Annotated in this window: 29 protein-coding genes; 18 read left to right on the top strand and 11 right to left on the bottom strand. The window is 39.7% G+C overall.

The features are described from left to right. Positions 1-367 precede the first annotated feature (367 nt). Positions 368-538, top strand: coding sequence for a DUF6157 family protein (locus KI363_RS12975; protein WP_212966560.1), 171 nt, complete (start codon positions 368-370; stop codon positions 536-538). Positions 539-770: 232 nt separating this feature from the next. Here the strand turns inward: KI363_RS12975 and KI363_RS12970 are convergent, their stop codons facing one another. From KI363_RS12970 to KI363_RS12955, 4 genes are all read right to left on the bottom strand, one after another. Then, positions 771-1,619: an alpha/beta hydrolase gene (locus KI363_RS12970; RefSeq protein WP_212966559.1), complete on the bottom strand. Its 849-nt coding sequence runs from the start codon at positions 1,617-1,619 to the stop codon at positions 771-773. A 522-nt stretch (positions 1,620-2,141) separates the two neighbouring features. Continuing rightward, on the bottom strand, positions 2,142-3,155 hold the full coding sequence (locus KI363_RS12965) for an NAD(P)/FAD-dependent oxidoreductase (RefSeq protein WP_212966558.1): 1,014 nt from the start codon (positions 3,153-3,155) through the stop codon (positions 2,142-2,144). A 16-nt stretch (positions 3,156-3,171) separates the two neighbouring features. Then, positions 3,172-4,194: a FecCD family ABC transporter permease gene (locus KI363_RS12960; protein ID WP_212966557.1), complete on the bottom strand. Its 1,023-nt coding sequence runs from the start codon at positions 4,192-4,194 to the stop codon at positions 3,172-3,174. After that, positions 4,191-5,204, bottom strand: a complete 1,014-nt coding sequence (locus KI363_RS12955) for a FecCD family ABC transporter permease (RefSeq protein ID WP_212966556.1) — start codon at positions 5,202-5,204, stop codon at positions 4,191-4,193. The genes KI363_RS12960 and KI363_RS12955 overlap by 4 nt, the downstream gene beginning before the upstream one ends. A 108-nt stretch (positions 5,205-5,312) precedes the next feature. Here KI363_RS12955 and KI363_RS12950 point away from each other — a divergent pair, with 108 nt between their 5' ends. The 9 genes from KI363_RS12950 to KI363_RS12915 all read left to right on the top strand — a co-directional run bounded on the left by KI363_RS12950 (position 5,313) and on the right by KI363_RS12915 (position 11,190). Then, entirely contained in the window at positions 5,313-6,287 is a 975-nt protein-coding gene (locus KI363_RS12950) for an iron-hydroxamate ABC transporter substrate-binding protein (RefSeq protein ID WP_212966555.1), read from the top strand. An 80-nt stretch (positions 6,288-6,367) separates the two neighbouring features. Continuing rightward, complete coding sequence (locus KI363_RS12945) at positions 6,368-7,186, top strand: ABC transporter ATP-binding protein (RefSeq protein ID WP_212966554.1); 819 nt, start codon at positions 6,368-6,370, stop codon at positions 7,184-7,186. A 190-nt stretch (positions 7,187-7,376) separates the two neighbouring features. Next, positions 7,377-7,790 carry a DUF6157 family protein gene (locus KI363_RS12940; RefSeq protein ID WP_212966553.1) on the top strand — a complete coding sequence of 138 codons (414 nt, stop codon included), beginning with the start codon at positions 7,377-7,379 and terminating at the stop codon, positions 7,788-7,790. Between the two features lie 13 nt (positions 7,791-7,803). Beyond that, positions 7,804-8,367 (top strand): DUF1697 domain-containing protein, encoded by a 564-nt coding sequence (locus KI363_RS12935; protein ID WP_212966552.1) that lies wholly within the window; start codon positions 7,804-7,806, stop codon positions 8,365-8,367. A gap of 40 nt (positions 8,368-8,407) precedes the next feature. Further along, positions 8,408-8,683 (top strand): GrpB family protein, encoded by a 276-nt coding sequence (locus tag KI363_RS22045; protein WP_306345173.1) that lies wholly within the window; start codon positions 8,408-8,410, stop codon positions 8,681-8,683. Then, on the top strand, positions 8,631-8,939 hold the full coding sequence (locus KI363_RS22040) for a GrpB family protein (RefSeq protein ID WP_246516860.1): 309 nt from the start codon (positions 8,631-8,633) through the stop codon (positions 8,937-8,939). Before KI363_RS22045 ends, KI363_RS22040 begins: the two co-directional genes overlap by 53 nt. Next, entirely contained in the window at positions 8,920-9,729 is an 810-nt protein-coding gene (locus KI363_RS12925) for an alpha/beta hydrolase (RefSeq protein ID WP_212966551.1), read from the top strand. Before KI363_RS22040 ends, KI363_RS12925 begins: the two co-directional genes overlap by 20 nt. Positions 9,730-9,872: 143 nt before the next feature. Continuing rightward, positions 9,873-10,382, top strand: a complete 510-nt coding sequence (locus KI363_RS12920) for a GNAT family N-acetyltransferase (protein WP_212966550.1) — start codon at positions 9,873-9,875, stop codon at positions 10,380-10,382. Between the two features lie 25 nt (positions 10,383-10,407). Beyond that, positions 10,408-11,190 (top strand): Cof-type HAD-IIB family hydrolase, encoded by a 783-nt coding sequence (locus tag KI363_RS12915; RefSeq protein WP_212966549.1) that lies wholly within the window; start codon positions 10,408-10,410, stop codon positions 11,188-11,190. A 45-nt stretch (positions 11,191-11,235) separates the two neighbouring features. On the opposite strand, the gene KI363_RS12910 is transcribed toward KI363_RS12915, so the two are convergent. The 3 genes from KI363_RS12910 to KI363_RS12900 form a co-directional block, all read right to left on the bottom strand. After that, positions 11,236-12,348, bottom strand: a complete 1,113-nt coding sequence (locus KI363_RS12910; protein WP_212966548.1) for a serine hydrolase domain-containing protein — start codon at positions 12,346-12,348, stop codon at positions 11,236-11,238. Positions 12,349-12,438: 90 nt separating this feature from the next. After that, on the bottom strand, positions 12,439-12,918 hold the full coding sequence (locus KI363_RS12905) for a GyrI-like domain-containing protein (protein ID WP_212966547.1): 480 nt from the start codon (positions 12,916-12,918) through the stop codon (positions 12,439-12,441). 53 nt (positions 12,919-12,971) lie between these two features. Further along, positions 12,972-13,874, bottom strand: coding sequence for a helix-turn-helix transcriptional regulator (locus KI363_RS12900; RefSeq protein ID WP_212966546.1), 903 nt, complete (start codon positions 13,872-13,874; stop codon positions 12,972-12,974). Between the two features lie 577 nt (positions 13,875-14,451). Between KI363_RS12900 and KI363_RS12895 the strand changes: the two genes are divergently transcribed. Further along, positions 14,452-15,561 carry a polysaccharide deacetylase family protein gene (locus tag KI363_RS12895; RefSeq protein ID WP_212966545.1) on the top strand — a complete coding sequence of 370 codons (1,110 nt, stop codon included), beginning with the start codon at positions 14,452-14,454 and terminating at the stop codon, positions 15,559-15,561. 139 nt (positions 15,562-15,700) lie between these two features. On the opposite strand, the gene KI363_RS12890 is transcribed toward KI363_RS12895, so the two are convergent. From KI363_RS12890 to KI363_RS12880, 3 genes are read right to left on the bottom strand one after another with little or no spacing between them, the layout of a single operon-like run. Then, positions 15,701-16,012 carry a hypothetical protein gene (locus KI363_RS12890; RefSeq protein ID WP_212966544.1) on the bottom strand — a complete coding sequence of 104 codons (312 nt, stop codon included), beginning with the start codon at positions 16,010-16,012 and terminating at the stop codon, positions 15,701-15,703. Then, complete coding sequence (locus tag KI363_RS12885) at positions 16,003-17,013, bottom strand: anti-sigma factor (protein WP_212966543.1); 1,011 nt, start codon at positions 17,011-17,013, stop codon at positions 16,003-16,005. The genes KI363_RS12890 and KI363_RS12885 overlap by 10 nt, the downstream gene beginning before the upstream one ends. Next, positions 17,003-17,503, bottom strand: coding sequence for a sigma-70 family RNA polymerase sigma factor (locus KI363_RS12880; RefSeq protein ID WP_212966542.1), 501 nt, complete (start codon positions 17,501-17,503; stop codon positions 17,003-17,005). The genes KI363_RS12885 and KI363_RS12880 overlap by 11 nt, the downstream gene beginning before the upstream one ends. Before the next feature lie 323 nt (positions 17,504-17,826). On the opposite strand from KI363_RS12880, the gene KI363_RS12875 reads away from it, so the two are divergent. From KI363_RS12875 to KI363_RS12865, 4 genes are all read left to right on the top strand, one after another. Continuing rightward, positions 17,827-18,660 (top strand): HI_0983 family protein, encoded by an 834-nt coding sequence (locus tag KI363_RS12875; RefSeq protein WP_212966541.1) that lies wholly within the window; start codon positions 17,827-17,829, stop codon positions 18,658-18,660. 275 nt (positions 18,661-18,935) lie between these two features. Next, the gene (locus KI363_RS22260) at positions 18,936-19,055 is read left to right on the top strand and encodes an RAxF-45 family protein (RefSeq protein ID WP_281414125.1); all 120 of its coding nucleotides are present in this window, start codon (positions 18,936-18,938) and stop codon (positions 19,053-19,055) included. A gap of 419 nt (positions 19,056-19,474) precedes the next feature. Continuing rightward, positions 19,475-21,355 (top strand): ribosomal protection-like ABC-F family protein, encoded by a 1,881-nt coding sequence (abc-f, locus tag KI363_RS12870; RefSeq protein WP_212966540.1) that lies wholly within the window; start codon positions 19,475-19,477, stop codon positions 21,353-21,355. A gap of 306 nt (positions 21,356-21,661) precedes the next feature. Beyond that, positions 21,662-22,276, top strand: coding sequence for a YdhK family protein (locus KI363_RS12865; protein ID WP_212966539.1), 615 nt, complete (start codon positions 21,662-21,664; stop codon positions 22,274-22,276). 122 nt (positions 22,277-22,398) lie between these two features. Here KI363_RS12865 and KI363_RS12860 read toward each other — a convergent pair whose 3' ends face one another. Continuing rightward, positions 22,399-23,382 (bottom strand): ketoacyl-ACP synthase III, encoded by a 984-nt coding sequence (locus KI363_RS12860; RefSeq protein ID WP_212966538.1) that lies wholly within the window; start codon positions 23,380-23,382, stop codon positions 22,399-22,401. 129 nt (positions 23,383-23,511) lie between these two features. Between KI363_RS12860 and KI363_RS12855 the strand changes: the two genes are divergently transcribed. The 3 genes from KI363_RS12855 to fosM all read left to right on the top strand — a co-directional run bounded on the left by KI363_RS12855 (position 23,512) and on the right by fosM (position 25,184). Then, positions 23,512-23,964 carry a GNAT family N-acetyltransferase gene (locus KI363_RS12855; RefSeq protein WP_246516859.1) on the top strand — a complete coding sequence of 151 codons (453 nt, stop codon included), beginning with the start codon at positions 23,512-23,514 and terminating at the stop codon, positions 23,962-23,964. A 335-nt stretch (positions 23,965-24,299) separates the two neighbouring features. Beyond that, entirely contained in the window at positions 24,300-24,590 is a 291-nt protein-coding gene (locus KI363_RS12850; RefSeq protein WP_212966536.1) for a CD3324 family protein, read from the top strand. A 150-nt stretch (positions 24,591-24,740) separates the two neighbouring features. Next, a complete protein-coding gene (gene fosM, locus KI363_RS12845; RefSeq protein WP_373306785.1) occupies positions 24,741-25,184 on the top strand; it encodes a FosM family fosfomycin resistance protein in 444 nt (147 codons plus the stop codon).

The raw sequence follows: 25,184 nt of genomic DNA, 5'->3' as shown, positions 1-25,184 counted from the left end.
AAACACAAACACCACTAATGCAGAGTCGGAGCTTATTTTTTCCATTCGGGCACCAGACCCAGCCGAGGAGCTTATTCCGACCTCCACCTTGTGGATACGCAGGACGAGGGAATGTATGGATACCAATCCCGTGATATATGGGAGGGTGAGCGACCATAAGAAGTGTGGAGTTATCAAGCATGGTTATACTATTTTTAACCAAATACTACCAATTTAGTCGTTAGGATGGATAGGGGTACGTTAGAATATTCTGTATTCTGGCTATCACTCCACCCCCACTATCCAAACCCAAATTGGATGTTTAAGAAATTCTAAGAAAACAAGAGCATTTTGAAGATATTTTAATTATATAGAGGGAGGATGGTTAATGAGTTATAAAAATACGTTCATCACCATTTCCGACGATTCAACCGTTACTTCTGCTATTGTGCCTGTATCGAGAAACAACAAACCGACGATTGCCGTGATTGAATACGATTTAATCAAAAATAATCCATATACCTATTCACAAGCGGATGTTCAGTTTAAACCTAATTGATCAAAAATCAATAAGAACCGAGTAATCCCGATGAGCTTTGTGAACAGCTATTTGCAAAACCGAAAGCCTGCTTTAGAGCCTCGCCTTTAGTCAATAAATATGGTTAGGGCATCCATTATAATCCGGAAGGGAGCCTGCCGCCAGGGCGGAGGTCAACAGGATGTTGATTAATAAGTCGTGGTGTCTTTAGTCGTTTATCCCTTTCGTTTAAATCTTACATTTTGAACATCCTCTATAAACGGGGAGTTAGCCATGTCATAACATTTTCGATTGCATGCTCACAATGGTTTGCATGCCAACGTCTATGAAGCCCATCTTCAAACATGATATATTTTTTATCCTGAATGGAAATGGAATCCCAAAAACGTAAGATTGAATCAGGATGGACAATTGGGTCCTGTTGGTCATAAAGACACAAAAGCGGAAAACGGAATTTTGCAGTATCTAATAAAGCGTGAATTCCACTATGAATTAACTCCGTTAACCAGCGCGGAGTATATTCAAATGTGAATAGTGGGTCCTCAATTATTTCTAAATCTGGTTCTGGCAAATAGTGATCAAAACGGCGAATTTTTTTAAGAACTCCCATCCATTTGAAAGGTCGGATCGATAAATTTGGGGAAATCCAAGAAAAGAATTCCAATGATTTTTTTAAAAATACAGGAAGTGGAAAGCGGATTTGTAATGCAGGAGACGATAAAATAAATCCATTTGCTTTATGTGGGTATATTTGACCGTAACGAATAGCAATAAGCCCTCCTAAGCTATGTCCAAAAATAAATAATGGGGCAGAATTATAACGGACTTGAAACGATTCAATTAATTGATTTAAATCATCTAAGTAGTCCGTAAACTTATTAACATGTCCACGGGGTCCCCCAGATTTTCCAAATCCCCGTAAATCCGGGGCAAGTACTCCGAGCTGATGCTTCATACAAATTTCACCGATGTGGGAATAACGGCCAGAATGCTCGCCTGCCCCATGAATTAGAATTAAAAATCCACGTGGTTCTTGGGGGATCCATCCACGGTAAAATAACTTGACGCCATCGTATCCAGAAAAATGACCGGTGATATACATCTAGAACACCTCCAGGGATTCTTTACTTTTTAGATTACCCTGTATTTTTATTTTTACGCCCAAAGGTGCGTGTCCAAAAAGGTGGATAGGACCAAGTCGGCTATAGGCGTTGACGTTAATTGCTAACGCAGCCCCTAGCACATCCGTCCTGTATGTCGAAAGTTCGAGACGGTGGAGCATTAAGTAGCGGACTTGTACAGGAAGTGCTGACTTCCGTTTTGCCCATAGGACGTGTCGGTCTTAGTCGAAGATCAGATACCCAAGTGTCATTTTTACCGAAGGCCTGCATGACGCCAGGTCACAAAGGCGGTAGCGATTATTGCCACGAATTTAGCCCACCAGGACGTTGGTCAGAACAGCGTTGCGACGTACTGGGACGTACTAGTGCAACCGAAACACCAGGATGTAGCGTTTTAAGCCTGCACCAGGACGACGCGAACTTAGTTGTTCAACCAATTAATCCGACTTTTTGAACATCCTCTAAAAGAAACTGTCTTTTGGATATTAGTGCTATGGATTATTTTAGCTATCCTTTGTTAAAGGTTCATAATGAGTAGAGTATAAATGGGTTAAAGGATCTTTGGGATGTATGTAAAGCTTGGCACTATTGACGGCAATGGGTCCTTCATTAAAGCCACCTGCAATCAAAGGTAATTTATTTTTGTATTGGGCGATATCTCCTACCGCAAAAATTCCCGGAATGGAGGTCGACATGGAGGAATTCACGACAATCCCAGCCTCCGTGATGTCCATTCCCCACTTAGTGATTGGACCAAGATCGATATGGAATCCGTGGTTGACGAGGAGCTCATCTATTTCCACTTCCTCAAAAGCGGCCTGTTCTGTATTTTCAATGATCGCACTAGACAGCTGGCCACCTTTTCCTCTTAATCCCGCCAACTCATACGGAGTCAAAACTTGTACACTTGAACGCTTCATTTTTGTCACATTGCTTTCGATTCCTTTAAAGGAAGATTTGCGATAAATCAATGTGACCTTTTTAGCAATCGGTTCTAATTCATTGGCCCAATCGACAGCAGAATTTCCGCCACCAGAAATCAAAACATGCTTCCCTTTAAAACGATCGATATTATGGATGGAATAATGCAAACTTTGTCCTACAAACTCCTTAGAATGGGGAAGATCCAACATAACTGGTTTTAAGGAGCCGAATCCTGTTGCTAAAATCACCGTTTTTGTATAATGTTTCACCCCATTGTCGCTTGTTAAGATGAAATAACCATCCTCATGTTTCTGCCAATCCATCACTTGTTCTTCCAAGACGATCGTTGGATCAAATGTTTTTGCTTGTTCAATCAAGTTGGTAGTCAATTCTTCACCAGATAGCTGGGGGATCCCCCCAATATCACGAATAATTTTTTCCGGGTAAAAATAAGAAACCTTCCCTCCTAGATAAGGTAAATATTCAATGATCTTTGTTTTCATCTCACGCATACCACTATAAAAAGCAGTAAATAAACCAACAGGACCACCACCAATTATTGTCACATCATAAATATCATTTTGTTGCATCATAAAAAGCCTCCCAATTTTACTTTACTTTAATTAATAAATAGATAAAATAAGGTGCACTTAAAATCGAGACGATGATCCCCGCCGGAATCATCGTCGAGGTTAAAAGATTTCTCCCAATCAGATCAGCTCCCACTAATAACAAAGCTCCCACCAGTGTTGAGATCGGGATGATATATTGATGCAATGGACCAATGATTCTTCTAGCAATATGCGGAACAACTAAGCCAATGAACGCGATAGCTCCTCCAGCTGCAACGGAAGTCCCCGCAAGCGCAACAGCCAGAAGCAACAAAATCCGTCTGTCTTTTTCCACAGAGGTACCTAGGCTAGAAGCTACATCATCCCCTAATGTAAAGACATTTAAGGTTTTGGCTTTTTGGAAGGCAAATGGGATTAACAGTAACATCCAGGGCAATAAAGCAAGAACAAAAGCCCAGTTTGCATTCCAAATATCTCCTGAGAGCCAGACCGTTACCTGTCTATAATCTTGTGGATCCATCCGTAATTGCAAGATTGTAAGCAGGGCACCGAATCCAGCATTCACACCAATCCCAACCAAGATCAGCCGAGTAGGACTTACTCCTTTTTTCCAAGCAAGTAGATAAATCAGGACCGCTGCCACGATCGCTCCAATTAAGGCGGCAAATGGCATAATAAAAATGGACAATGGGTCAGATGCCGGGAGGAGGTCCCGGAAAAAATAGAGAAATAACACGACGGTAAGGCCGGCGCTTGTATTAATCCCGATGATTCCCGGATCAGCCAATTCATTTTGCGTAATTCCTTGTAAAATCGTTCCAGATACGGCCAAGCCTGCCCCAATGAGTAAGCATAAGACTATTCCTGGTAACCGAAAGTCAAACAGAACGAGCTTTTGCTGATCTGTTCCCTGGTTAAAAATAGTTTGTATCACTTCTTTAGGGGCAATCTTAATCACACCAATACTTAAGCTGACAAAAATCATAACGAAAATAAGCAGGACTAAAAAGGTAATCATTAGCCAGAAAGTACGTTGTTTTTTTGATTGGGTTAAATTCATTTTTTCTCCCCCTTGCTTCTTGCTAAATAAAGGAAGAAAGGAACCCCTATTAGCGAAGTAATGGCCCCGACGGGTGTTTCAAAAGGTGCATTCATCATTCTCGATACTAAATCAGATAAGATGACTAAAAGCGCGCCAAAAAGAGCCGAAGATGGAATAATCCAGCGATAATCCGCTCCCATTAAAAAGCGTGTGATATGGGGGACAATCAGTCCAACAAAGCCGATGGCACCGGCAACAGAAACAGAAACACCTGTAAGCATAAACACAGCCACTATGCCTAAAATCTTAATCATAGCATTGTTTTGTCCTAATCCAATGGATACATCTTCACCTAAGCTAAGGACGGTCATTGACTTGGAGATGGAAATAGCAAACAGTAAACCAATAACACCGAAAATGGCCAGCATTTGAACGGATGACCAGTTTGTCTTATCTAGCCCTCCAGCTAACCAAAAACCCATCTCTTTTTCAAGCTGAAAATGTAAGGAAAGAATGGAGGTAATCGAACGGAGCATTGTTCCGATCGCTACGCCTGCTAAGGCTAATTTCACAGGAGTCAATCCATTTCCTGAAGCCGAGCCGATCATAAATATGAGACTCACCGCAAGCGCTGCACCAATAAAAGAACTTAAAGTTAAACCAAGATTAGAGGTAGATGGAAAAAACGCCAGAATGATCATTAACCCAAAAGCAGCCCCATCAGTTACCCCCATAATAGACGGAGAGGCCAAGGGATTTCGTGTCATCCCCTGCATGATCGTGCCAGAAACGGCGAGGAACGCCCCAACTAAAGCAGCGGACAGTGCACGAGGCAAGCGCAATTCTTGGATAATCTGATGGGAAGAAAACTCTGGATTAAATTGAAAAACGGCGTTCCAAACTGTTCTTAATTTAATTTCTGTGGAACCATAAGAGATGGCTAATGTAGCGGATAAAATAATCGCGCCTAATACTACTAAATTAATCGTTATTTTTAAAATATTTGAATGCTGAATAAACGAACGCATACGACTCTCCTCATTCTCTCTTACAGGGGTAAAATATGTATTGACAACCTAATTGAAAGTGATTATCATTACCAGTAAATGTTATTATAGCATAAAGGGGATAAAGGGATGAATACATTATTTAAAAATAAATTTAGCTTTTTTATCATATTTATCATGATATTTTTCATTATAGCCGGTTGTGGAAATACCGATCCCCAAAGAGAGTCAGAGAAATCGGGGGATAAAGCTCCCGTTGAGGAAAATAACAAAGAAATTACCTTGGATTCTGAAATGGGAGAAGTGACAATCCCATTAAATGCTAAAAAAGTGTTGGCACCTTTTCATGAAGATGCTTTATTATCCATTGGTGTAACACCTGTGGCGAAATGGGCAATTGGCACGAGGGTACAAGATCATTTAGAGGACCAATTGCAAGATGTCCCGAAAATTGAATGGACGCTCCCATTAGAACAGGTTCTCAGTTATCAACCTGATCTAATTATTTTAGAAAATACAATGGACAGTTATGAGGGGACATATGAGGACTATCAGAAAATTGCCCCAACATATGTCATGGATGAGGAAACGGTAGGTGATTGGCGGAAACAGTTGGACGTATTTGGTCAATTACTCGGAAAAGAAGATGCAGCCAAACAAGCTGTAAACGACTACGAAAAGAAAGTAGCCGAAGCGAAGACAGAAGTGCAAGATACTATCGGTGATGAAACGGTTGCTGCCATTTGGGTGATTGGTGGAAAATACTTTGTATTTGAAAAAGATCGCCACAGTGCGAAAGTGCTCTACTCTGAACTGGGTGTCCACTATCCACAGCTTGTAGATGAGCTAGGGGAAGCGAAACCACAGTGGGAACCTTTATCACTTGAAAAATTATCGGAGCTGGATGCAGATCATGTCTTTTTATTAGCAACTGAAGGAGAAGAAGGTATTGATGTACTGGAAAATAGTAAGGTTTGGAACAGCATCCCAGCCGTAAAAAATGACCAAGTGTACGTATTGAATGCAGCTGATAGTTGGACAAATAAGGGATTGATTGCCTCAACCAAAACCATTGATACCTTTCTGGAAACGTTGAAAAAATAATGGGTGTTGAATAAATAAACCTATAGTAAAATGGATGGAGTGACTAAGATTCATAAAGGCGATGGAAGGGAGTGATCTTAGTGGAAACTTTGTCAGCACATGATTTAACGCTTGGTTTTGGGGATAGCATTATTATAGATGGTTTAGATATCGAAATACCAAAAGGAAAAATCACAGTATTGATTGGTCAAAATGGTTGTGGTAAGTCCACTTTATTGCGATCTCTAGCCCGTTTATTAAAACCAAAACATGGTCAAATTATGCTAGATGGAAAAGAAATTGCGAAATTGAAAACGAAGGATATTGCCAAAAAACTAGCCATTTTACCGCAAGGTCCCGTAACTCCTGATGGCTTAACCGTCTATGAACTCGTAAAGCAAGGAAGACATCCTTATCGTGAATGGATGAAACAATGGTCAAAGCAAGATGAGGAAGCCGTTCAACATGCGCTTACATCCACAAATATGATTGCACTGGCTGATCAGTCCGTTGATTCATTATCGGGCGGGCAACGTCAACGAGCATGGATTGCCCTTACATTAGCCCAACAAACAGAAATTATTTTATTGGATGAACCGACTACCTACTTAGATATGGCCCATCAAGTGGATGTTCTTGATCTCCTCTTTGAACTGAATGAAAAGGAAGAGAGAACGATTGTGATGGTGCTACATGATCTGAATTTAGCTAGTCGCTATGCAGATTATATTGTCGCTTTAAAAGATAAAAAGGTTTTTGCTCATGGGAAGCCAGAGGAAATTATTACGTCTGAGCTAGTGAGAACAGTCTTTGACATGAAATGCCAGATTGCTTGTGATCCGATTTTCGGAACGCCCCTTTGCATTCCATTTGGAAAAGGGCGTTGTCTATTTGCGAATGAACAAAAGGCGACATCATAAAAACTAAAACAGAGCATCTAAAAACTTGGTGACGAGTATTTTTAGATGTTTTTTTGTGCAAAAAATGTTCACCTTTTATAAAATTGATATCCAAAGGAAGTGCTTTCATATACAATAGGAGCAGGTGTGCGAATATTAGAATTATTAGTTGGCTAACTTGGATTAACAATTATATGTGAGGAGGACGTTCATGAGTTACCAAAATACATTTATTACCATATCTGAGGATTCTGGGGTTACGGAGGCGATTGTGCCTGTTCCAAGAAACAACAAACCAACGATTGCATCAATAGAGTACGATTTAATGAGAGATCATCCCTACGAATATACGCAAGCGGATGTACAATTTAAAACGTTTTTGATTAAAAATCAAGTGGATTCAGGCAATCTCGACGAATTACGCGAACAATTTTTTGCCAAACCAAAAGCGTGTTTTAGGGCATCTCCGTTAGTGAAAAAATATGGTTGGGGGATTCATTATAATCAGCAAGGAAAAATCGCTATATATGGGGTGGACAGCGAAGAGTACCAGCGGTTTTTAGATAATGATCAAATTCAAAAACGAGCAGGAATGCGGGCGCAAAGACAGCGCAAGCCCTCATAGGAAAGGAAATAATATGCCAGTATACATTGCATTTCTGCGAGGAATTAATGTCGGGGGACACCGAAAAATCAAAATGAAAGAATTACGGACCTCTCTTGAAAAGATAGGCCTTGATCATGTACAAACGTATATTCAGAGTGGCAATGTCCTATTTGAATCAAATGAGAAAGAGGATTGGTTGCGTCAAGAAATAGAGCGGAGGATTTCTGAAGACTTTGGTTTTTCAATCAATGTGATTTTAAGAACAGCGACAGAACTGGAGGCAATTATCTCCAAGTTACCTTTTTCAGAGGAGGCTATTTTAAAGGCAAAGGCCACCTCGGTAGGAGAGAGTCTCTATGTTGCCCTTTTCCTCCATGCGCCTTTACGGGAAAAAGTAGAGAGACTAAATGGTTACAAAAACGAAGGGGAAGACTATCAAATGGCACGCCAAGAGATGTATTTTTTATTTGGAAACGGCGTGCGAAATTCCAAGTTAGCAACCCAAATGCAAAAATTGGGTGTGCCTACTACAGTGCGGAATTGGAAAACGCTAAATAAATTAGCCGAAATGGCTGATGCGAGGAAAAATGGATAGGTGGTAGGATCAAAACAATCATCATCCTAGGAGATTTTTTATAAGGAAAACAAGAATACTTCCATGGACGGAAGAATGGTTTCTACTATACGCGCAAGAAAAGCAACGCCTACAGGAGATTTTTAAAGATGAAGTAGTAGATATTTTCCATATTGGCAGTACATCGGTACCAGCCATTGGCCATGCAAAACCGATTATTGATATCCTAATCGTCGTGAAAGAGATTGAAAGGGTAGACCACTATAATGATAGGATGGTGGAATTTGGATACGAAGAAAGGAGAAAATGGGATCCCAGAAAGAAAATATCTCGCTAAGGGAAAAGCGAATAGAACTCATCATGTCCATATTTTTCAAACTGGAAATGAGCATATCAAGCTTCATTTAGACTTCAAGAACTACTTCATCCAAAATCCAGAAATGGCGAAACGATATGGGGAATTGAAAGTAGCGTTAGCCAAACAATTTCCAGAAGAACATGATCGTTATCAGCAGGGAAAGCAAAGCTTTGTTAATGAAGTGGTGCGGAAAATAGATGATAGGAGGAGAGAAGATGAGAGTACCGGCGTTTGACTTTCCAGTGATCGAGAAAACGTTTAAGAGCATCGGAACAAGAGATGTAAAGCTGTATATTTTTGAAACAGCGGAGACGAAGAAAAAGAAAGCTGCCATTCTCTTTTTTATTGGTGGTAGTTTTAAAAAGAATCCGCAATCACCTGCTATTTTTCAACCGCAAGCCAATTATTTGACCCAACTTGGCATGGTCGCGATCTGTGTGGATTATCGGGCTGGTCATGATGAGGGGTTTACACCAAAACAAGCGATTGCGGATGCGAAATCTTCTGTTCGCTGGGTGCGCAAACATGAGAATGAATTAGGTGTCGACCCAGAGAAAATCCTCATGTGTGGATCGTCAGCAGGCGGCTATGTCTGCGTTTCTTCAATCATGTTTGATCATTTAAACGATGATCCCCATTATCATCACCAAAGCCGCGATCATATTCCCAATGCGCTGATCATCTTTGGTGCTGGCATGGACGGAGTAGACATCATGCAAAGGAGATATCCTGAATTAGCAGGTCAGGCCAGTGAAATGTCTCCATTTCACAATGTTAAAAAGGTCTTACCGCCGACTTTATGGATGTGCGGTACGAAGGAAGATACGCCGACGATTCCGAACGGTCTTTATGCACAAAATAGAACATTTGTCGATCGCATGGTTGAAGCTGGAAATGAAATCATTTTTGAAGAATATGAAGGAATGGAACATGGCTTTTTTAAATACGGGCGCCATGAAAATAAATATTTCCATAAAACGAATTCAAGGATGGAGGCGTTTTTGAAAGAATTGGGGTATATCTGATTTTATCCCGCATTAACGGGCAGTAATACCCATCTTCAAGGCTTTAGGGAATACAGAGAAAAGTGCATACTTCATTAGTGGGGAATGAAGAAAACCCCCATTGATTGAATTTTCGACTTATTTCAGAAAAAGGATGGATGCGTATGGACGTTACACTATTACCTGTTCCTTATGAAGATAAGACGATATTACAAAATTTAATGCAGTTGTATCGCTATGACAGTAGTGAATTCGATGGCCATGTTTTGAATCAACATGGTTTATATTTGTATAAATATTTAGATCATCAATGGACGGATGACCATCGACGGCCATTACTAGTGAAAGTTGATGACGAGATAACTGGCTTTGTATTGGTGAGTCTTGATATTCCAAAAGAATTTACAAAATTAAGTAACGCGGAGAAAACCAATGTGATTAGCGACTTTTTTATCATGAGAAAGTTTAGGCGGCTGGGCGTGGGCAAAAAAGTTGCCTGTTCTCTCTTTGATCAATATAAGGGGATGTGGGAGATTAGACAAACGCTAGGCAATCAAGCTGCTCAGATGTTCTGGAAGAAAGTTATCCATGAATATACTGATGGCCACATACATAAAGAAGAACTCGTGCAAAATGACAGTTGGCATGGCCCGGTTTTGGTATTTCAATCATGATGTTAGAATAAATGGGGGAGATCTCATGTATAAATTAGCCGCTTTAGATTTGGATGGAACATTACTGAATCGAGATGGGAATATTTCTAAGAGAAATATACAAGCGATTCAAAAAGCTCAAGATTTAGGTGTTCACATTGTGTTAGCGACAGGCAGATATTTTATGCAAACGAAACGGATTTTGGATCAATTAGATTTTAAGGGGATATTGGTATCGAATGACGGGACGGCTACCATTAATACGGAGAATAAAGCACTCATTGGCGAGTATTCTTTTTCCATAGAGGATATTGCCCCTCTTATTCATTATTGCCGCCGTCATCACATTCATTTTTCCATCTGTACAGCTTTTGATGTGTATGTGGAATGGATGGAAGACATTCATGAACAACAATATCAGGTATATGAAATTACTCCTACTATTCATCGGGATGTTTTATCTATTCAGGAAAAGATCATGAAATGTACGATCGGGGATCAAAATAAGATAGGGGGATGGCAGGAGATTCCTTTACCAGCCCCAGAACGTCTTAGGAAACGGATTGACTTAGAGTTTCATAGAGAATATGTTCACGCTCAATCGAATAAAACAAAAGCGCTTATCCATCTCTTAGATTCTTATCATATAAAGAAATCAGAAATGATGGCTATTGGTGATCATTACAATGACCTCGATATGATTGAGTTCGCTGGGTTAGGGATTGCCATGGGAAATGCTCCAGATGATATAAAAGCAATCGCTAACGATGTCACCTTATCCAATGATGAGGATGGTGTTTTCCATGCGTTTTCGAAATATATATTTTAGTCACTTTGCCTATTTTCTCCCGTTCGTAAAAGAATTTGCTGTGGCTTATTGGTTCGATAAATAAAGAGAATCAATAATTTGATCGGATATCTTTTGAAGGGGAATCTCACCAGTATTGCATAGAATCACAAGACCAAAATTTTTTTCAGGTATCATAGCAGCAAAGCTACTGACACCTGGGCAGCCACCGGCATGTTCCATTATTTTTAGATTACGAACTCTTTTTATTTTCCAACCCAGTCCATAGCTTAATCCCGGTTCTCTTGGCGCCATCATAACAAACATATTGTTTCTGGCAGATATACTTATTATTTTTTGCTTGTTATCCATATGTGCGATTAGATATTTTGCCATATCATTTGTGGAAGAGTAGATAAAACCAACTGGCGCTCCTAATGGGTTATACGGAAAAGGAACCTGATGATAGTCCCCATTTTTATATAAATAGTAATGACTCATGTTTTCAATGGAAGTTTTTAATGAGGGGTTTATATACGTACTGTTCATATTTAGTGGTTTTATAATATGTTTGATAACGTATTCTTCCCATGTTAAACCGCTTACCTTTTCTAAAATATCAGCAGCAATCACATAAGCATCTGTACAATATTTCCACCCTTCACCTGGTTCATATTCTAATTCTATAGATGAAAAATATTTTGTAATATCTTCTCTGCTTTTAATGTTATTTATGATTTTTTCAATGTCGGGGACTTGTTTAAAAATAAAATGGTATTCGGGTGACTGCATCACGAGTGTAAATAAATCTTTGTCTAACAAGGTCACAAGCCATATGTTTTCCGGAAAGCCCGCTGTATGGCTTAAAATATGATTGGTTGTAATTCTATTAAACTGGCCACTTTTCGTTCTGAAACAAGGTAAATATTCAACAATAGGTGTATCTAATGTGAAATGGGTATGTTCCGCTAAATGTAATAAGGCGTTTGTAGTAAAACTTTTGGTCAAACTCATAATGGAGGATATAGAATTCTGGTTCATACGTTTTTGGGATTGTATATTTGAATAACCTCTATCAAAGGTAAAGACGGTTACGCCATTTGAAACCATTTGTATACTAATGCCAGGGATGTTTTTCTTTTGTATGAAACTATTAACGATAGACTCAATTCTTTGGAATCTTTCATCTTTATTCTCCACTTTTTTCCTCCCTATTCCCTTTACTTAATTCAATAATCCCTATTGAATCTAGGCATCGGCATTCACTTGATAAAGTAAATGCCGACTGTTTTATTCCCTAATCCCAACATAAATCTCCACCAGCGCATTCCCAGGGTCTGCACATTTCCCGTCATACACTTCAAAATCTCCTGTATAGGATCTCTTGATGTTGTTCTCTTCACAGTAATTCCAAATCTCTTGCCAAAGTTCGACCACGATTTGGGCGATCGGTCCCTTTTTAGAAGTAAAGACGAGATATTGTGAAGCAGGAATGGTTTTGGTAACCCATTTGTTCGCTTGTGTGTCTTTGTCCACTTCGAGCCCGATGGTCATCTGGTAGGCGTCATTCACATCTGTTGTATAATCCGAATACACGCCATACACAGTATGATTCAAAGCGGGGATTTGCTTGTAAATCTCTTCTTGATAAAAACGATCCCATAAGGAAGGGATTTTGGCCTGAGCCGTCATTTCGTTCTCATTGGAAGTTTCTACGGAGATCCCCATCACTTTGAAAGCTTCCTTCTTTTGGACGATTGGTTTGGTCATGCTATTCACCACCTTTGCCCTCACTATATCAGGCTAAACTTGACAACAGTCTGTCATGTTTTATACACGTTTAAAATATTTCTTGCCTGCCGCTGGATAATTTCCCTGATATGCATTGGTTCGAGCACTTCTATTTTGTCAGAAAAGCTTAGCAGAAAGCCGTACAGCCATTGGTCTTCTGGTAGTTGCAGGGTGACGGTTTGCTTTTCCTCATCTATAGCCTCCACACCAAACATTTCCTCCACTTTTTCACGAATTTCTTGTTGATAAGCTAGTTTTAAGGTCACAACTTTGTGATCATACCAATCCGTGTCCCAGGGAAGTTCGGACACATTGACCTCTTTTCGCTGAAATGTCTGCCCGGTTAGTTGCAGTTCCTTGATTCTTGTTAATTTAAATAAGCGAAACGCTTGTCGCTGCAAACAGTAACTATACACATACCAAGAGCGCCCCTTTTGGACAAGTGTATGAGGTTCAATCATTCGGGGCGTGTCTGTACCGTTCCCATACAGGATCTCCACACATGTACTTGTTTCGATCGCTGCTTTTAAAAATGTCCGCTTTTGCTTAATATGAACATCTTGCCCCCATGGACTGTCATCGATAAAAAGGTAATCCTCTTTCGATTCTATATTCGCAACGTGACGTATCTTTTCCAGAACGGTTTTGGCATTAGGATCTTCGTAGGCTGTAAGCAGACTTTTTAAAGCTAGCGATAGGGAGGAAATCTCCCCCGCTTTTAAAAAATGTTTATCAATGCGGTAATCTTCTATTAAACTGATTCCGCCATTTGCTCCTTGATAGCTAACGACGGGAATTCCCGCACTACTTAATGTATCGATGTCGCGATAAACGGTCCGAACAGAAACATGAAATTCTTCTGCTAATTCTCGGGCTGTTACTTTTTTTCGATCAAGTAAAAGCATGGTCATACGTAAAAGCCGATCAAGTTTCATAGGGATTCCCCCTTTTTAATATACACATTGAATTTCGTCTCCTCCGCACTTGAAATAAAATAAACTGCGCAAGATTGATCCAATCTTTCTCCCGCTTTGATGAATACTTCATCTGCCATTTAGAAATAGTCACAATGCCTTTTCAAGCCTAATTCCGTTCGTGTTTTCCCCTTATAATATCAGCAAATGGTTAATGGGGAAAGGTGTTTGGCCATACAAATCGCTCAGCCTAATCCGAAGATCCAGATATTTCAATAAATATGGGAAAAAGAGTAAGATTAGTCGCCCTATTATTTGGTACAATAGGAAAGGACTAAATGAGAAAAAATAACATTTTTCTCATGAACCGTATTTAAAAGGATCAAAGGCTGAATTCACGACAACAATCGCCACGCCTTTGTGACCAACATCCTGTTGACCCAAAGATAAGAAAGCATACATTTGGCTAGTGTTTAGATCTAGCTTCAGCGCCCAGCCCCGAGAAGCGACAGGACCCGCGCACTTAGCTGTTCATCTTTTAAACAAATGCTTACGCTTTTCTTAGCCTTTTCTATTTCAATGAAGGAGACCCAAGAGCATGGAGAAGAAAAATTGGCTTTTTTTAGTGGGGGTTAGTTTGATCATAATCGTTATAACCGCATGTTCCCCACAAGTAAAAACAGATCGATTACAACCTCAATCTTTAAAAACGAATGTAGATCTGGATCAAGAAATCCATACGATTTCTCGTGAAAACACAAATGATCTAAAACGGAAGGATCAAACTGTTGAACAAGCTGTTGAACAAGATGAAGAGACGTCTGCTCCTAAGATATACCGGACAACAGGGAATCTAAATCTAAGGCAAGAGGCTTCCCTTGATTCCCAGATCCTTACAACCATTCCAGAGGGAGAATCAGTGGAGTACATTTCTTCCGTTGGGGATTGGGATCATATTTCCTATGGGGGAGAAACAGGGTATGCAAGCAACCAATATTTGCAGGAGGTTGTGCAAACATCGAATGGCACTGTTTCAGAAAACGTAGATAAGGTTCCGATCTTGATGTATCATGCCATTGATGAATATATCGGGAAGGGAATAAAAGAGTTATACGTCACACCCGACAATTTTAAACAACAAATGACGTATTTAAAATCGAGTGGGTTTACCCCGATTACTTTTGAGGATATTGAACATTTGGACAAGATCTCTAAACCAATTCTTGTGACATTGGATGATGGCTATCAAAACAATATAAATGCCTATCAGATTTTACAGGATTTGAACAGTGCAGATTTTCATGCCAAAGCAGTTATTTTCATGATTGGTAAAAAGATTGATACGAAAACAGGGCTTTCGAGTGCGCAATTAAAAGAGATGAGTGATTCAGGCATCATCTCGATCCAGTCCCATACGGAAACCCATCCAGAATTACCGGACATTCAACATTATGAAGCCGAATTAGGAGAAATAAAAGATAAATTGGAAGGAATTACTGGGAAAAAGATTAACGCCATAGCCTACCCTGCAGGGAAATATGATGACAGAGTGATAGAGGAAACACGTAAATACTATAATTATGCGGTGACCACCAATCCCGGTACGGCCAGCCTTTCCACACCTTATGAACTAAATCGGATTCGTGTAAGTTATAGCACGACTTTGGAGGAGTTTCAAAATTTGCTTGGGGAGGGGACTGTTCAGTAAATCCGTTTTACAATACCTGCGACGGTAAAGGACTAGTTTAATGTATAAATCATGAATATCCCTTTGGAAGAAGAACGATTAATAAGATCAAAGATGCAAAGGGATATTCATATGATCATTTGGGCTAAAGAGCTACTGGTTAAGGTTTCGCATTAATCGTCCATGCTAGGATGAACATCATGGCGATAAATACAAATATAAAAGCATTTAACGCAATTCCCCACCAAGCATACATTCTCGGGCGCTTTCTTGTGAATAGACCCACTATGCCAAGGATAAGCCCTAATAGTGGAAGTTGATAAAAGAAAAAGCCGGGAATCATCTCCGTTTTTAAAATCAAACCGGCATTTAGTGCGGCGAGGGCGATCAGACCGAGAAGGAAGGAAAGCAAACCTGAAATGGTCTGGAACCTTCCGCCATATGTTCGTTTTGTATGCACATTTAATTCCATAATTTGACCTCACCCACTTTCATCGCACGAATTTCTTTTTTATCCTTGAGTTTTCTTAATTCTGGAGTAGGGCCTGTGACAACAGCTCCATAGATTTTTATGTCATTTTTTTCTAAATAGGCGATTCTTTCTTTCAGAGCCAATGATTTCGCTCTAGCGATTTTTACCGCCACGTCTTCATTTTTTTTCAACGTATGGATTAGATCGAGAAAAACTTCTTGATTACTCTTCTCTCTGCCATTAAAAGGCGACCAAGTTGTTGAATCAATTTGAGCTGGATAACCGATTGGTGTTAAGGGAAGTCCCTCCTCATCTTGTTGTTCAGCCTCGAGTCCTGTATCCACGGCCAGCCAACGTACTTCCACATCTTCAGGCATAAAATACCTTACCTCATCTGGATCAAGTAAATCTGAAAGCGAAAGATAAAGTTCCGCAACGGTTCCGTCAGGCAACCCATTTAATTTGTTCCATTCTTCGTCGACTGAAAATGGAATAGGGGCCGCGGGATGGAGTAATCTCTCTGTCTCCTTGCTTGGAATTTCGGGCCATGGTCGATCCAAGTAATCATTTTTCTTAGGGAAATCTGGTTGGTTAAGGCTAAAAAGGATATCATAGTCGCCAGCCTTATAATCTTCCTTGCCAATTCGTTTATAGACATCAAATAAAACATGCATTGAGAACAGTCCGATTTCGTCTTCGATCTCCATAGGTTTTAGACTGATATTGGGTTCAGTCACATAAACAGTATAAGCCGCTACATCTATTAGCCGATCAGCTTTTCCGAATCCGTAATACATAAAGGTTGTAAGGGTCAGAACGGGCAGGATTAATAAAATGATGGCCAAACTGATTAAGATATTGGTTAAACGGGCATTATTTTTTCCCGTTTTAATAATTTTTCTTTGTTCCTCCTCTGAGGGACCATGTTGTAGACTCTGCTTGGTTTCTTGGAGGATCGCTCTATATAGCTTTTCATCATCTTTGTTGAATTTATCGGTCATCTTGTTTCACCCTTTCTTTAAAAAGTTTTACAAGTTTTTTTCGTCCCCTTAATAAATGGCTTTTAAACGTATTTAATTTTACCTCTAAAATATCAGCCGCTTCCTGATAAGGAAGTTCATGAAAATCACATAACAGAATCGCTTGCTTTTCGTTTTCTTTTAAATGATTTAAATCGGCTAATAACGAAGTAAATGTCTCTTTCTCGATTACATCTATCTCAGGAGTTTTATGCTCCACTTGTAGGTGATCTTCCATGTTATCTTTAAAAATCAGTCGCTTGTTTTTTCTCTGATGATCAATAAAGGTATGATAAGCAACTTTGAATAACCAGGCTTTGATATAACTAAATTCGTAATCCTCCAAAACGGTATAAGCCTTGTAAAAAACTTCTTGTAAAAGATCTTCCGCTACATAGTGATCTTGTGAAAGGGAGAGTAAATAGCGATACAAGTCATTCATATACAGTTTATAGACATCCTCAAGCTCCAAGCAATTCTCCCCCTCTCACTTTATCCACGGTTCAAGCCAATGAAAAGTTGCAATTTCCGATAATTAAATTTTAGCAAAGAACTGACGTGGCGAATGTGGTTTCGAAAATATTAGCAGTGACTCTTGCTTAAATAAGCAGGAATCGATCCGTTTGAAAGTAGGGTAGGAAATTTATCCTAGCGAGGTTGGGCAGGAAGAAATAAACTAATGTGAATTAGGAGAAAAGAAATGGGTGCTAATAGCTGTCTTTTTAAAAACAGTCGTAATCATATGAAAACTCCAGTATAATAATCGAGGGAATTCGTTAAAAGGGGAGAGATAAGATGGTTGAAGGTTCTATGAATAAAAAATGGTATGAACAAACATGGGTGATCGTACTGTTTTTAATTTTCTTCTGGCCGGTAGGTCTTTTTTTAATGTGGAGATTTGCTGATTGGAAGAAGGCAGTGAAGACGATTGTGACGGTCGTTATTTCTGCTTATTTTGTGATCTGTATCATTATCGGCATTGTTATGATGGCTTTTATTTTTAATGCCTTTTCTGAACAAAGCAGTCTTTCTAACGCAGATCCGATCGGCATTGAGGATGAATTAGATCAGGATGATATCGGCAGTATTTTAGATGAAGAGACGGAATGGGATTTGGATGAAGAAGCCGATGACACGGAAGAGGTTGCAAGCGACGATCATGCAGATTCAGCTGAAGGGTTTTCGAGATTAGAAGATTTGACCTTACATTTTGATGATCGGGACTGGCAAGTTGGTTTTGAAGATGAACAGCCTGGAGTCATGATGAGGGAATATGTGGTAGATGGAGAATCTGTTGAAGCATGGACCGAATTGGTAACAGCTCAATTTTTTCCAGACTTGCAAGGCATTGATTCGGCGGAATTTGTAGATCTTATGAAGGAATCTATGGAAGGAGATGCCACTGGAAAATTAGAGTGGAATGTTTTTAATGAAAAAGAGGATGGGCTCATGTATGAATTTATCTTGACGGAGGATGAGCTTTACGGAGATCAGCATGAGGTAGCTCGAGTGATTGAGGCTGATGATGGTCTGTTTATCCTTCATTATGCAATTATGGAAGCCCCGATGTCTGATGAACATCATAAACAATGGGTCGATCGACTAGGAAAAGCAACAGTTAAAAATTAAGCTAAAAGCTCTATTTGATTGAGAGATCAAATGGAGCTTTTTTTGTAAAAGAAATTTTGACTAATGACGGATCTAGTAAACTTTCGGTTTCAGGTTGCATAAGTCAAATTTCATTCGCCTTTCTTTGCCTCGGTACGGGGGAAGGGGCTCAAGGTCTCTGCAGGGCAGGCATCACTGTTATTAAAATAAAGAGGAAAAATTTTAAAGGATAAACTTGAAATTCTAGGTCCAACATAATAGAATAAAGACAAATGTATGAACGGAGGTGGGAAAGGATGTTGAAGGAAGCTGTTTTTGTGCACGGTTTTATGATCGACTTTTTATATTTTTGCCGTGCAAAATTTGCTGTTTTGCTTGCGAACGGGATACGTATGCCCTTTTTAGCAACTGAATAGCAGATTAAAAAACAGCGAAAACATCTCTATGCCCACATTATATAACAAGTTAGGGAGGAGCTTTTCTTGCTCTTCTTTTTTTATGTTATTTTTTCAAAAGCTATGGGGAAGTGTTGTATTTTCCTGTGGCTTTTTTTGTGGTTAAGGAAATTATAAAATTTGTCGCTTGTGGATAACTGTTTACGTTGCGGTTTGACATCCAGCTCCAGCGCCCAGCGACTAGCAAACTTTCGGTGCCTTCCTACGATAAGTCAACATCGATTCACCCTTTGGGTTCATCGTGTTTCCTTTATCTCGTCAGGCCCCTAAAAAGTTTGTACGTCGCTAAACGGGCGCTTGCGCTTTTGTTCTGGTCTAAAAAGTGGCCGGATGTGAGATTAGCTTGACGAGTAAATGTGTAGAGAATAGGAGGCGTTTGCATGATTGCATGCAGTGTCAATCAAGTGAAGAAAATGTATGGAGGCCATCTCCTTTTTGAAAATCTATCATTCGAAGTACAAGAAAAGGAGCGGGTTGGTTTAGTTGGCCGGAATGGGAGTGGGAAAACGTCATTATTTCGATTATTAGCCGGGGAGGAAATACCAGATGCTGGTCAAATTCATTGGAAAAAAGGCTCGAGCATTGGGTATCTTTCACAAATACCAGAGTTTGATAATGAAATTTCCGTGACCACAGTTTTAAGGACTGCTTTCGCTGAACTTCTAGAAATAGAAGATAAAATGAAGCAGCTGGAGCTAAAAATGAGCGAGGAAAGGAATCAGGAGCAGCTACAAAAATTAGTGGAGGATTATGGCGAGTATCAAGAGACCTTTACAATAAACGGCGGGTACGAAATTGACGCCAAGATTGAAAAAGTGGTAGGCGGATTGAAGCTGGCTGATCTTTTAGATAGAAAATTTGCGAGCCTAAGCGGAGGCGAAAAAACGAAGATTAGTTTAGCGCTTATTTTACTTAAAAATCCAGATTTTCTACTGTTAGATGAACCGACCAATCATTTGGATCTTATGGCTATTGAATGGCTAGGGGACTTTTTACAAGGCTATGAAGGAACCATTGTCGTGATATCTCATGATCGTTATTTCTTAGATGAAGTGGTAAACAAGATTTTGGATTTAGAGGATGGCGAATTGAAGTGCTATCACACTAATTTTTCTGGTTTTATCAAGGAAAAGGAAGAGCAGTTGCTAAGAGAATTCCAGGCTTATGAAGATCAACAAAAGAAAATCAAAAAAATGAAGGAGGCGATTAAACGCCTACGGGACTGGGCGAATAGAGCAAAGCCGCCAAATGAGGGTCTGCATAAGCGGGCAACCAATATGGAGCGGGCATTAGAACGGATGGAAAAACTCAAGCGACCTCCGTTAAATCGGAAGAAAATGGGGCTTGAAATGGATGCTTCGAAACGAAGTGGGAACGATGTGATTTTATTAAAAGGTGTTGCCAAACGGTTTGGAAAACAGCTGCTATTCAAGGATGTGGATATGCATATCACCTATCAGCAACGAGTCGCGATTGTAGGGGAGAATGGATCAGGGAAGTCAACATTACTAAAGCTTATCCTTCAACAGGTAGATGGAGATGAAGGGGAAGTTCGTGTAGGCAGTAACGTGAAAATCGGCTATTTGGCACAACATGTTTTTTCAGATATGGATGATGCAACGACAATCATAGAAGCATTTCGAAAGGAAGTGCAAGTCACAGAAGGAGAGGCCAGGCAAATTCTAGCGAGATTTTTATTTTATGGGCATATGGTTTTTCGCAAGGTTTCGCAAATGAGTGGCGGCGAGAAAATGAGACTTCGTCTGGCACAACTTATGCATCAGGACGTGAACGTGTTGATTTTAGATGAACCGACGAATCATTTAGATATTGACTCTCAAGAGGTCTTAGAGGAAGCATTAGATGATTATAACGGAACGATTGTAGCTGTTTCCCATGATCGTTATTTTCTTAATAAGTTATTTGAAAAAATCTATTGGTTGGAAGAACAAGAAGTTCGCTGTTTTGAAGGAGACTATCATTGGGCGAGAGAGAAAATGGAAGAAATAAGGAGACGAAAGGAAGCTGTTCAACCTGTAAAAACGAAGGAGACTAGATTGAAAAAAGAAAGGGAAAAACAACCAACTGACCGTGAAAATAACGCCATTGAAAAGGAATTAGAAGCGATTGAGCAGTCAATGACAACGCTGGATAAAAAATTGGCGGAAATTCAGGAGTTGGAACAATTACAGAAAATGTATAAGGAAAGAGAGAAATTGGAAAGACAGTGGGAAAGGCTTTATGAACAGTTGGAGGGGTGATGAAAAGGATGAAGGGCAGACTAATATAAAAGGAGATAGTAGTTTTCCTGTGACGGAATAGCTGATTGTAAGCACTAGGTAGATTGACTAGAAAAGGCAACAGTTAAAAATTAAGCAAAAGCTTCATTTGATTAAGAGATCAGATGAAGCTTTTCTTTATCCCTCTGTATAAATAAAGAGCAACGAAAGAATGTCCTATTTAAATATAGAGAATGGTTTAACGTAAAGGTAGGAGGGAATAGTGGACATGGGATAGGTTTTTAAGCACAATTTTATTTTTAAATGAGAGAGGGAGAGCGATTCATCATGTCTAAACACCGATATATTTTAACTATTAATGTTGCCATGATGCTTGCATTAGGAGCATGTGGACAAGCTTCGGATCAGAATAAAGAGGTAAAAGATGAGGGACAAGCCCCTCAAGAAAATGTAGAGAATAATCAAGAGAGTACGGACAAAGGGGCGAATTCAAGCCATGATTCGATGCAGCATTCAAGCTCAGCGGAAGTACCAGAAGGTTTAAAGGAAGCGAAAGACCCAAAATACAAAGCCGGGAGTCAAGCTATAGTTGAAACGGATCATATGGAAGGAATGGATGGAGCAGAAGCGACCATTGTCGGTGCATATGACACGATCGCGTATGTCGTCTCTTACACACCCACAAATGGTGGGGAGAAGGTGAAAGATCATAAATGGGTCATTCAGGAAGAAATAGTGGATGCTGGTCAGGAACCATTAAGCCCAGGTACAGAAGTGACACTTGAAGCAGACCATATGGAAGGAATGGAAGGGGCAACAGCAGAGATTGAATCCTCTGAACATACAACCGTTTATATGATTGACTATAAGCCGACAACCGGTGGGGAGGAAGTCAAAAATCATAAATGGGTAACAGAAAACGAGCTTGGACCAGTTCAATAAGGAGTTATGCAACAAAACAGGAGAGAAGCGTATTCTCTCCTGTTTTATGTGGATGTTCGAACAAACCGAGCTAGGATTATTTCCCGAGCAATAAAGATATAAGTCGAATATTGTCTAGCACTTTATAAATCCCATTTGAGAATTAGACCTAGATGTGTTAGTCCTCCACCGAAACCATACAACATAAGCGTATCACCGTTTTGCACCTGACCATTTTCAATCCCAAGCTGTAAGGCTAATGGAATCGAAGCGGATGATGTGTTCCCGAAATATTTAACACTTGTTAAGGATTTTTCAATTGGAAAGCCTGATTTTTCACAGATTGATTCGATCATCCGCAAGTTAGCACTATGCGGAATGAACCAATCGATATCAGCAAATGTTAAGTGGGCTTTATCTGCTAATCTCTGCATGCCGTCTGGGATAGTACGTACAGCCCATTTGTACACTTCCCGTCCATTTTGCATCATTTTCCCTGAAGTGTTGAGAGCCGTGCTGTTCATCGTCGGAGCAAGTGATGTCCGATAAACGTGAATACCCCCAGTTCCATCTGTTCCCATATGGCTTGCGAGGAAGCTCGGATTTTCCGGATCATACTCAACTAGCATGGCGGCAGCCCCATCTCCAAATAAGATACAAGTAGATCGATCTTGATAATCGGTTACCTTTGATAACGTTTCGGTCGCCACCACTAAAATCTTTTTATGCGCTTCTGAAGTAATCAAATTATTGGCTACATGCAAAGCATAGGTGAATCCGGCACAAGTTGCGTTGAGATCAAATGCACCTGCGCAAGGAATTTGGAAATGCGCCTGAATTTGACAGGCCACACTTGGAAAAGCATAGTCGGGGGTTGTTGTTGCTACAATAATACCGTCGACATCATGCAAATCCTTATCATAGTTTTTGATTAAATTGTTGATGGCTTGATACGCTAAAGTCGAAGCAAACTCATTTTTCCCAGCAATTCTCCGTTCTTTCATCCCTGTTCGTTGGACAATCCATTCATCACTCGTCTCCACTAGTTTTTCTAAATCTTCATTAAGTAATCTTCTTTCTGGGACAGCTGTTCCAAGCGCTGTCACTCGTGCTTTTGATTGAACCATCAAATCACATCCTTGTTTTTTATTATTATAGCACTAAGTGTTAGTACCTGGTATAAATTTCGAAAATTTTCTTTCAGTATGATAAAGTGGAAGTACAATGGACTTTGTTTGATGCTGGGAGGACTTAAAGTGCAAATCAGGATGTTAATGAAAGAGGAGAAGCCACCAATGGCCTTACTTTTACTGGCAGATCCCTCTAGAAAAATTGTGGAGGCCTATTTGAATAGGGGCCAATGCTTTATCGCGCAAGAAAAGGAGCAGATCATTGGTGTCTATGTTTTGCTGCCAACAAGACCTGAAACGATAGAGTTAGTGAATCTTGCCGTCGATGAAAACCATCAAGGAAAAGGGATCGGAAAACAGTTGGTCCTTCATGCGATTGCGGAAGCAAGGCGACTTGGTTTTAAAACGATTGAGGTTGGCACTGGAAATTCAGGTGTAGCTCAGCTTGCCCTTTATCAAAAGTGTGGGTTTAGAATAACGGGGATTGATAAAGATTTCTTCATTCGCCATTACCCAGAGAAAATCTTTGAAAACGGCATACAAGTGGTCGATATGGTTCGGTTAACTCAGGATTTGTGAAAGGTTAGTGGGAAAAAACAAATATAACCATTCTTTCCCTTGTTCGCAGGGCCAGTTTTATGAGTTAATAAGGATGTCGGACCGATAGAATTTCGGAAAGGAGGCTGATTGAAATTGATCACAAAATATGAGGTGGTTTCCGCTTAGCGGAAATCGTAAAACATGAGGCCGCATTTATTTTGCGGTCTCCTTTATTATCCTTTTCTTTCCAAATCTAATGTATAATAAAAGTGAAAAGGCTTACTGAAATAAAACCATAAGAAAGGAGTTTTATTCATGAATGAGAAAATAACGCATAATCGACACATACATCTTAATAGGAAGGATGTCTTGGCTTGTCATACAAAAATGGAAAAGAGGTGCTTCCCCCTCATTTGTTGAAGGAACTCCAAAAATATATTCAGGGAGAGCTTATTTATGTCCCGAAACAAACCAGTCAGCGGGCCGGATGGGGAGAAGCCAACGGATCACGTCTCGCCCTAGCCAAAAGAAACGAGGAGATCTATCGATTATATAGAGAAGGCCAGTCATTCGAGGAACTGGAACAAACCTATAATTTATCGATGGATAGTATTCGCAAAATTGTCTATAAGACACGTGAGCTTTATAGTGAAGTGAAGCAATAATAAGAGCGGTTAAATCTGAGGGCACTGCCATTCATATGAAATGGTGGTGCTATTATTTTAATTTTTGAAATTCTCCTTAATTGCTGAAGTGATATTAAATAAACAAAATTCTTGATATAATGGAGGGGGATTTTATAGAAAGAAGGAGAAATGAAAAAGAGGGAGATAAAGGTGACGATCAAAGGTCTGAATCATTTATTATTTTCCGTTTCCGACTTAGAAACATCGATTCATTTTTACCAGAAAGTATTTGGGGCCAAATTGTTAGTAAAAGGAAGAAACACAGCTTACTTTGACTTAAACGGCATGTGGCTTGCACTGAATGTGGAGAAAGACATCCCTCGTGATGAAATTAACCAATCATATACACATATTGCCTTTTCGATTGGCGAGGAAGAATACGATAACATATACGGCAAATTAAAGGAATTAAAGGTAAACATTTTGCCAGGACGCCAAAGGGATAGGAGAGATAAGAAATCGATTTACTTTACCGATCCAGATGGACATAAATTTGAGTTTCACACAGGTACTTTGCAAGATCGTTTGGATTACTACAAACAAGAAAAGCTACATATGGAATTTTTTGACTAA

It is taken from the genome of Lederbergia ruris (assembly GCF_018332955.1).
GTDB lineage: Bacteria > Bacillota > Bacilli > Bacillales > Bacillaceae_C > Lederbergia > Lederbergia ruris.
This window is presented reverse-complemented; position numbering and strand designations above follow the sequence as displayed.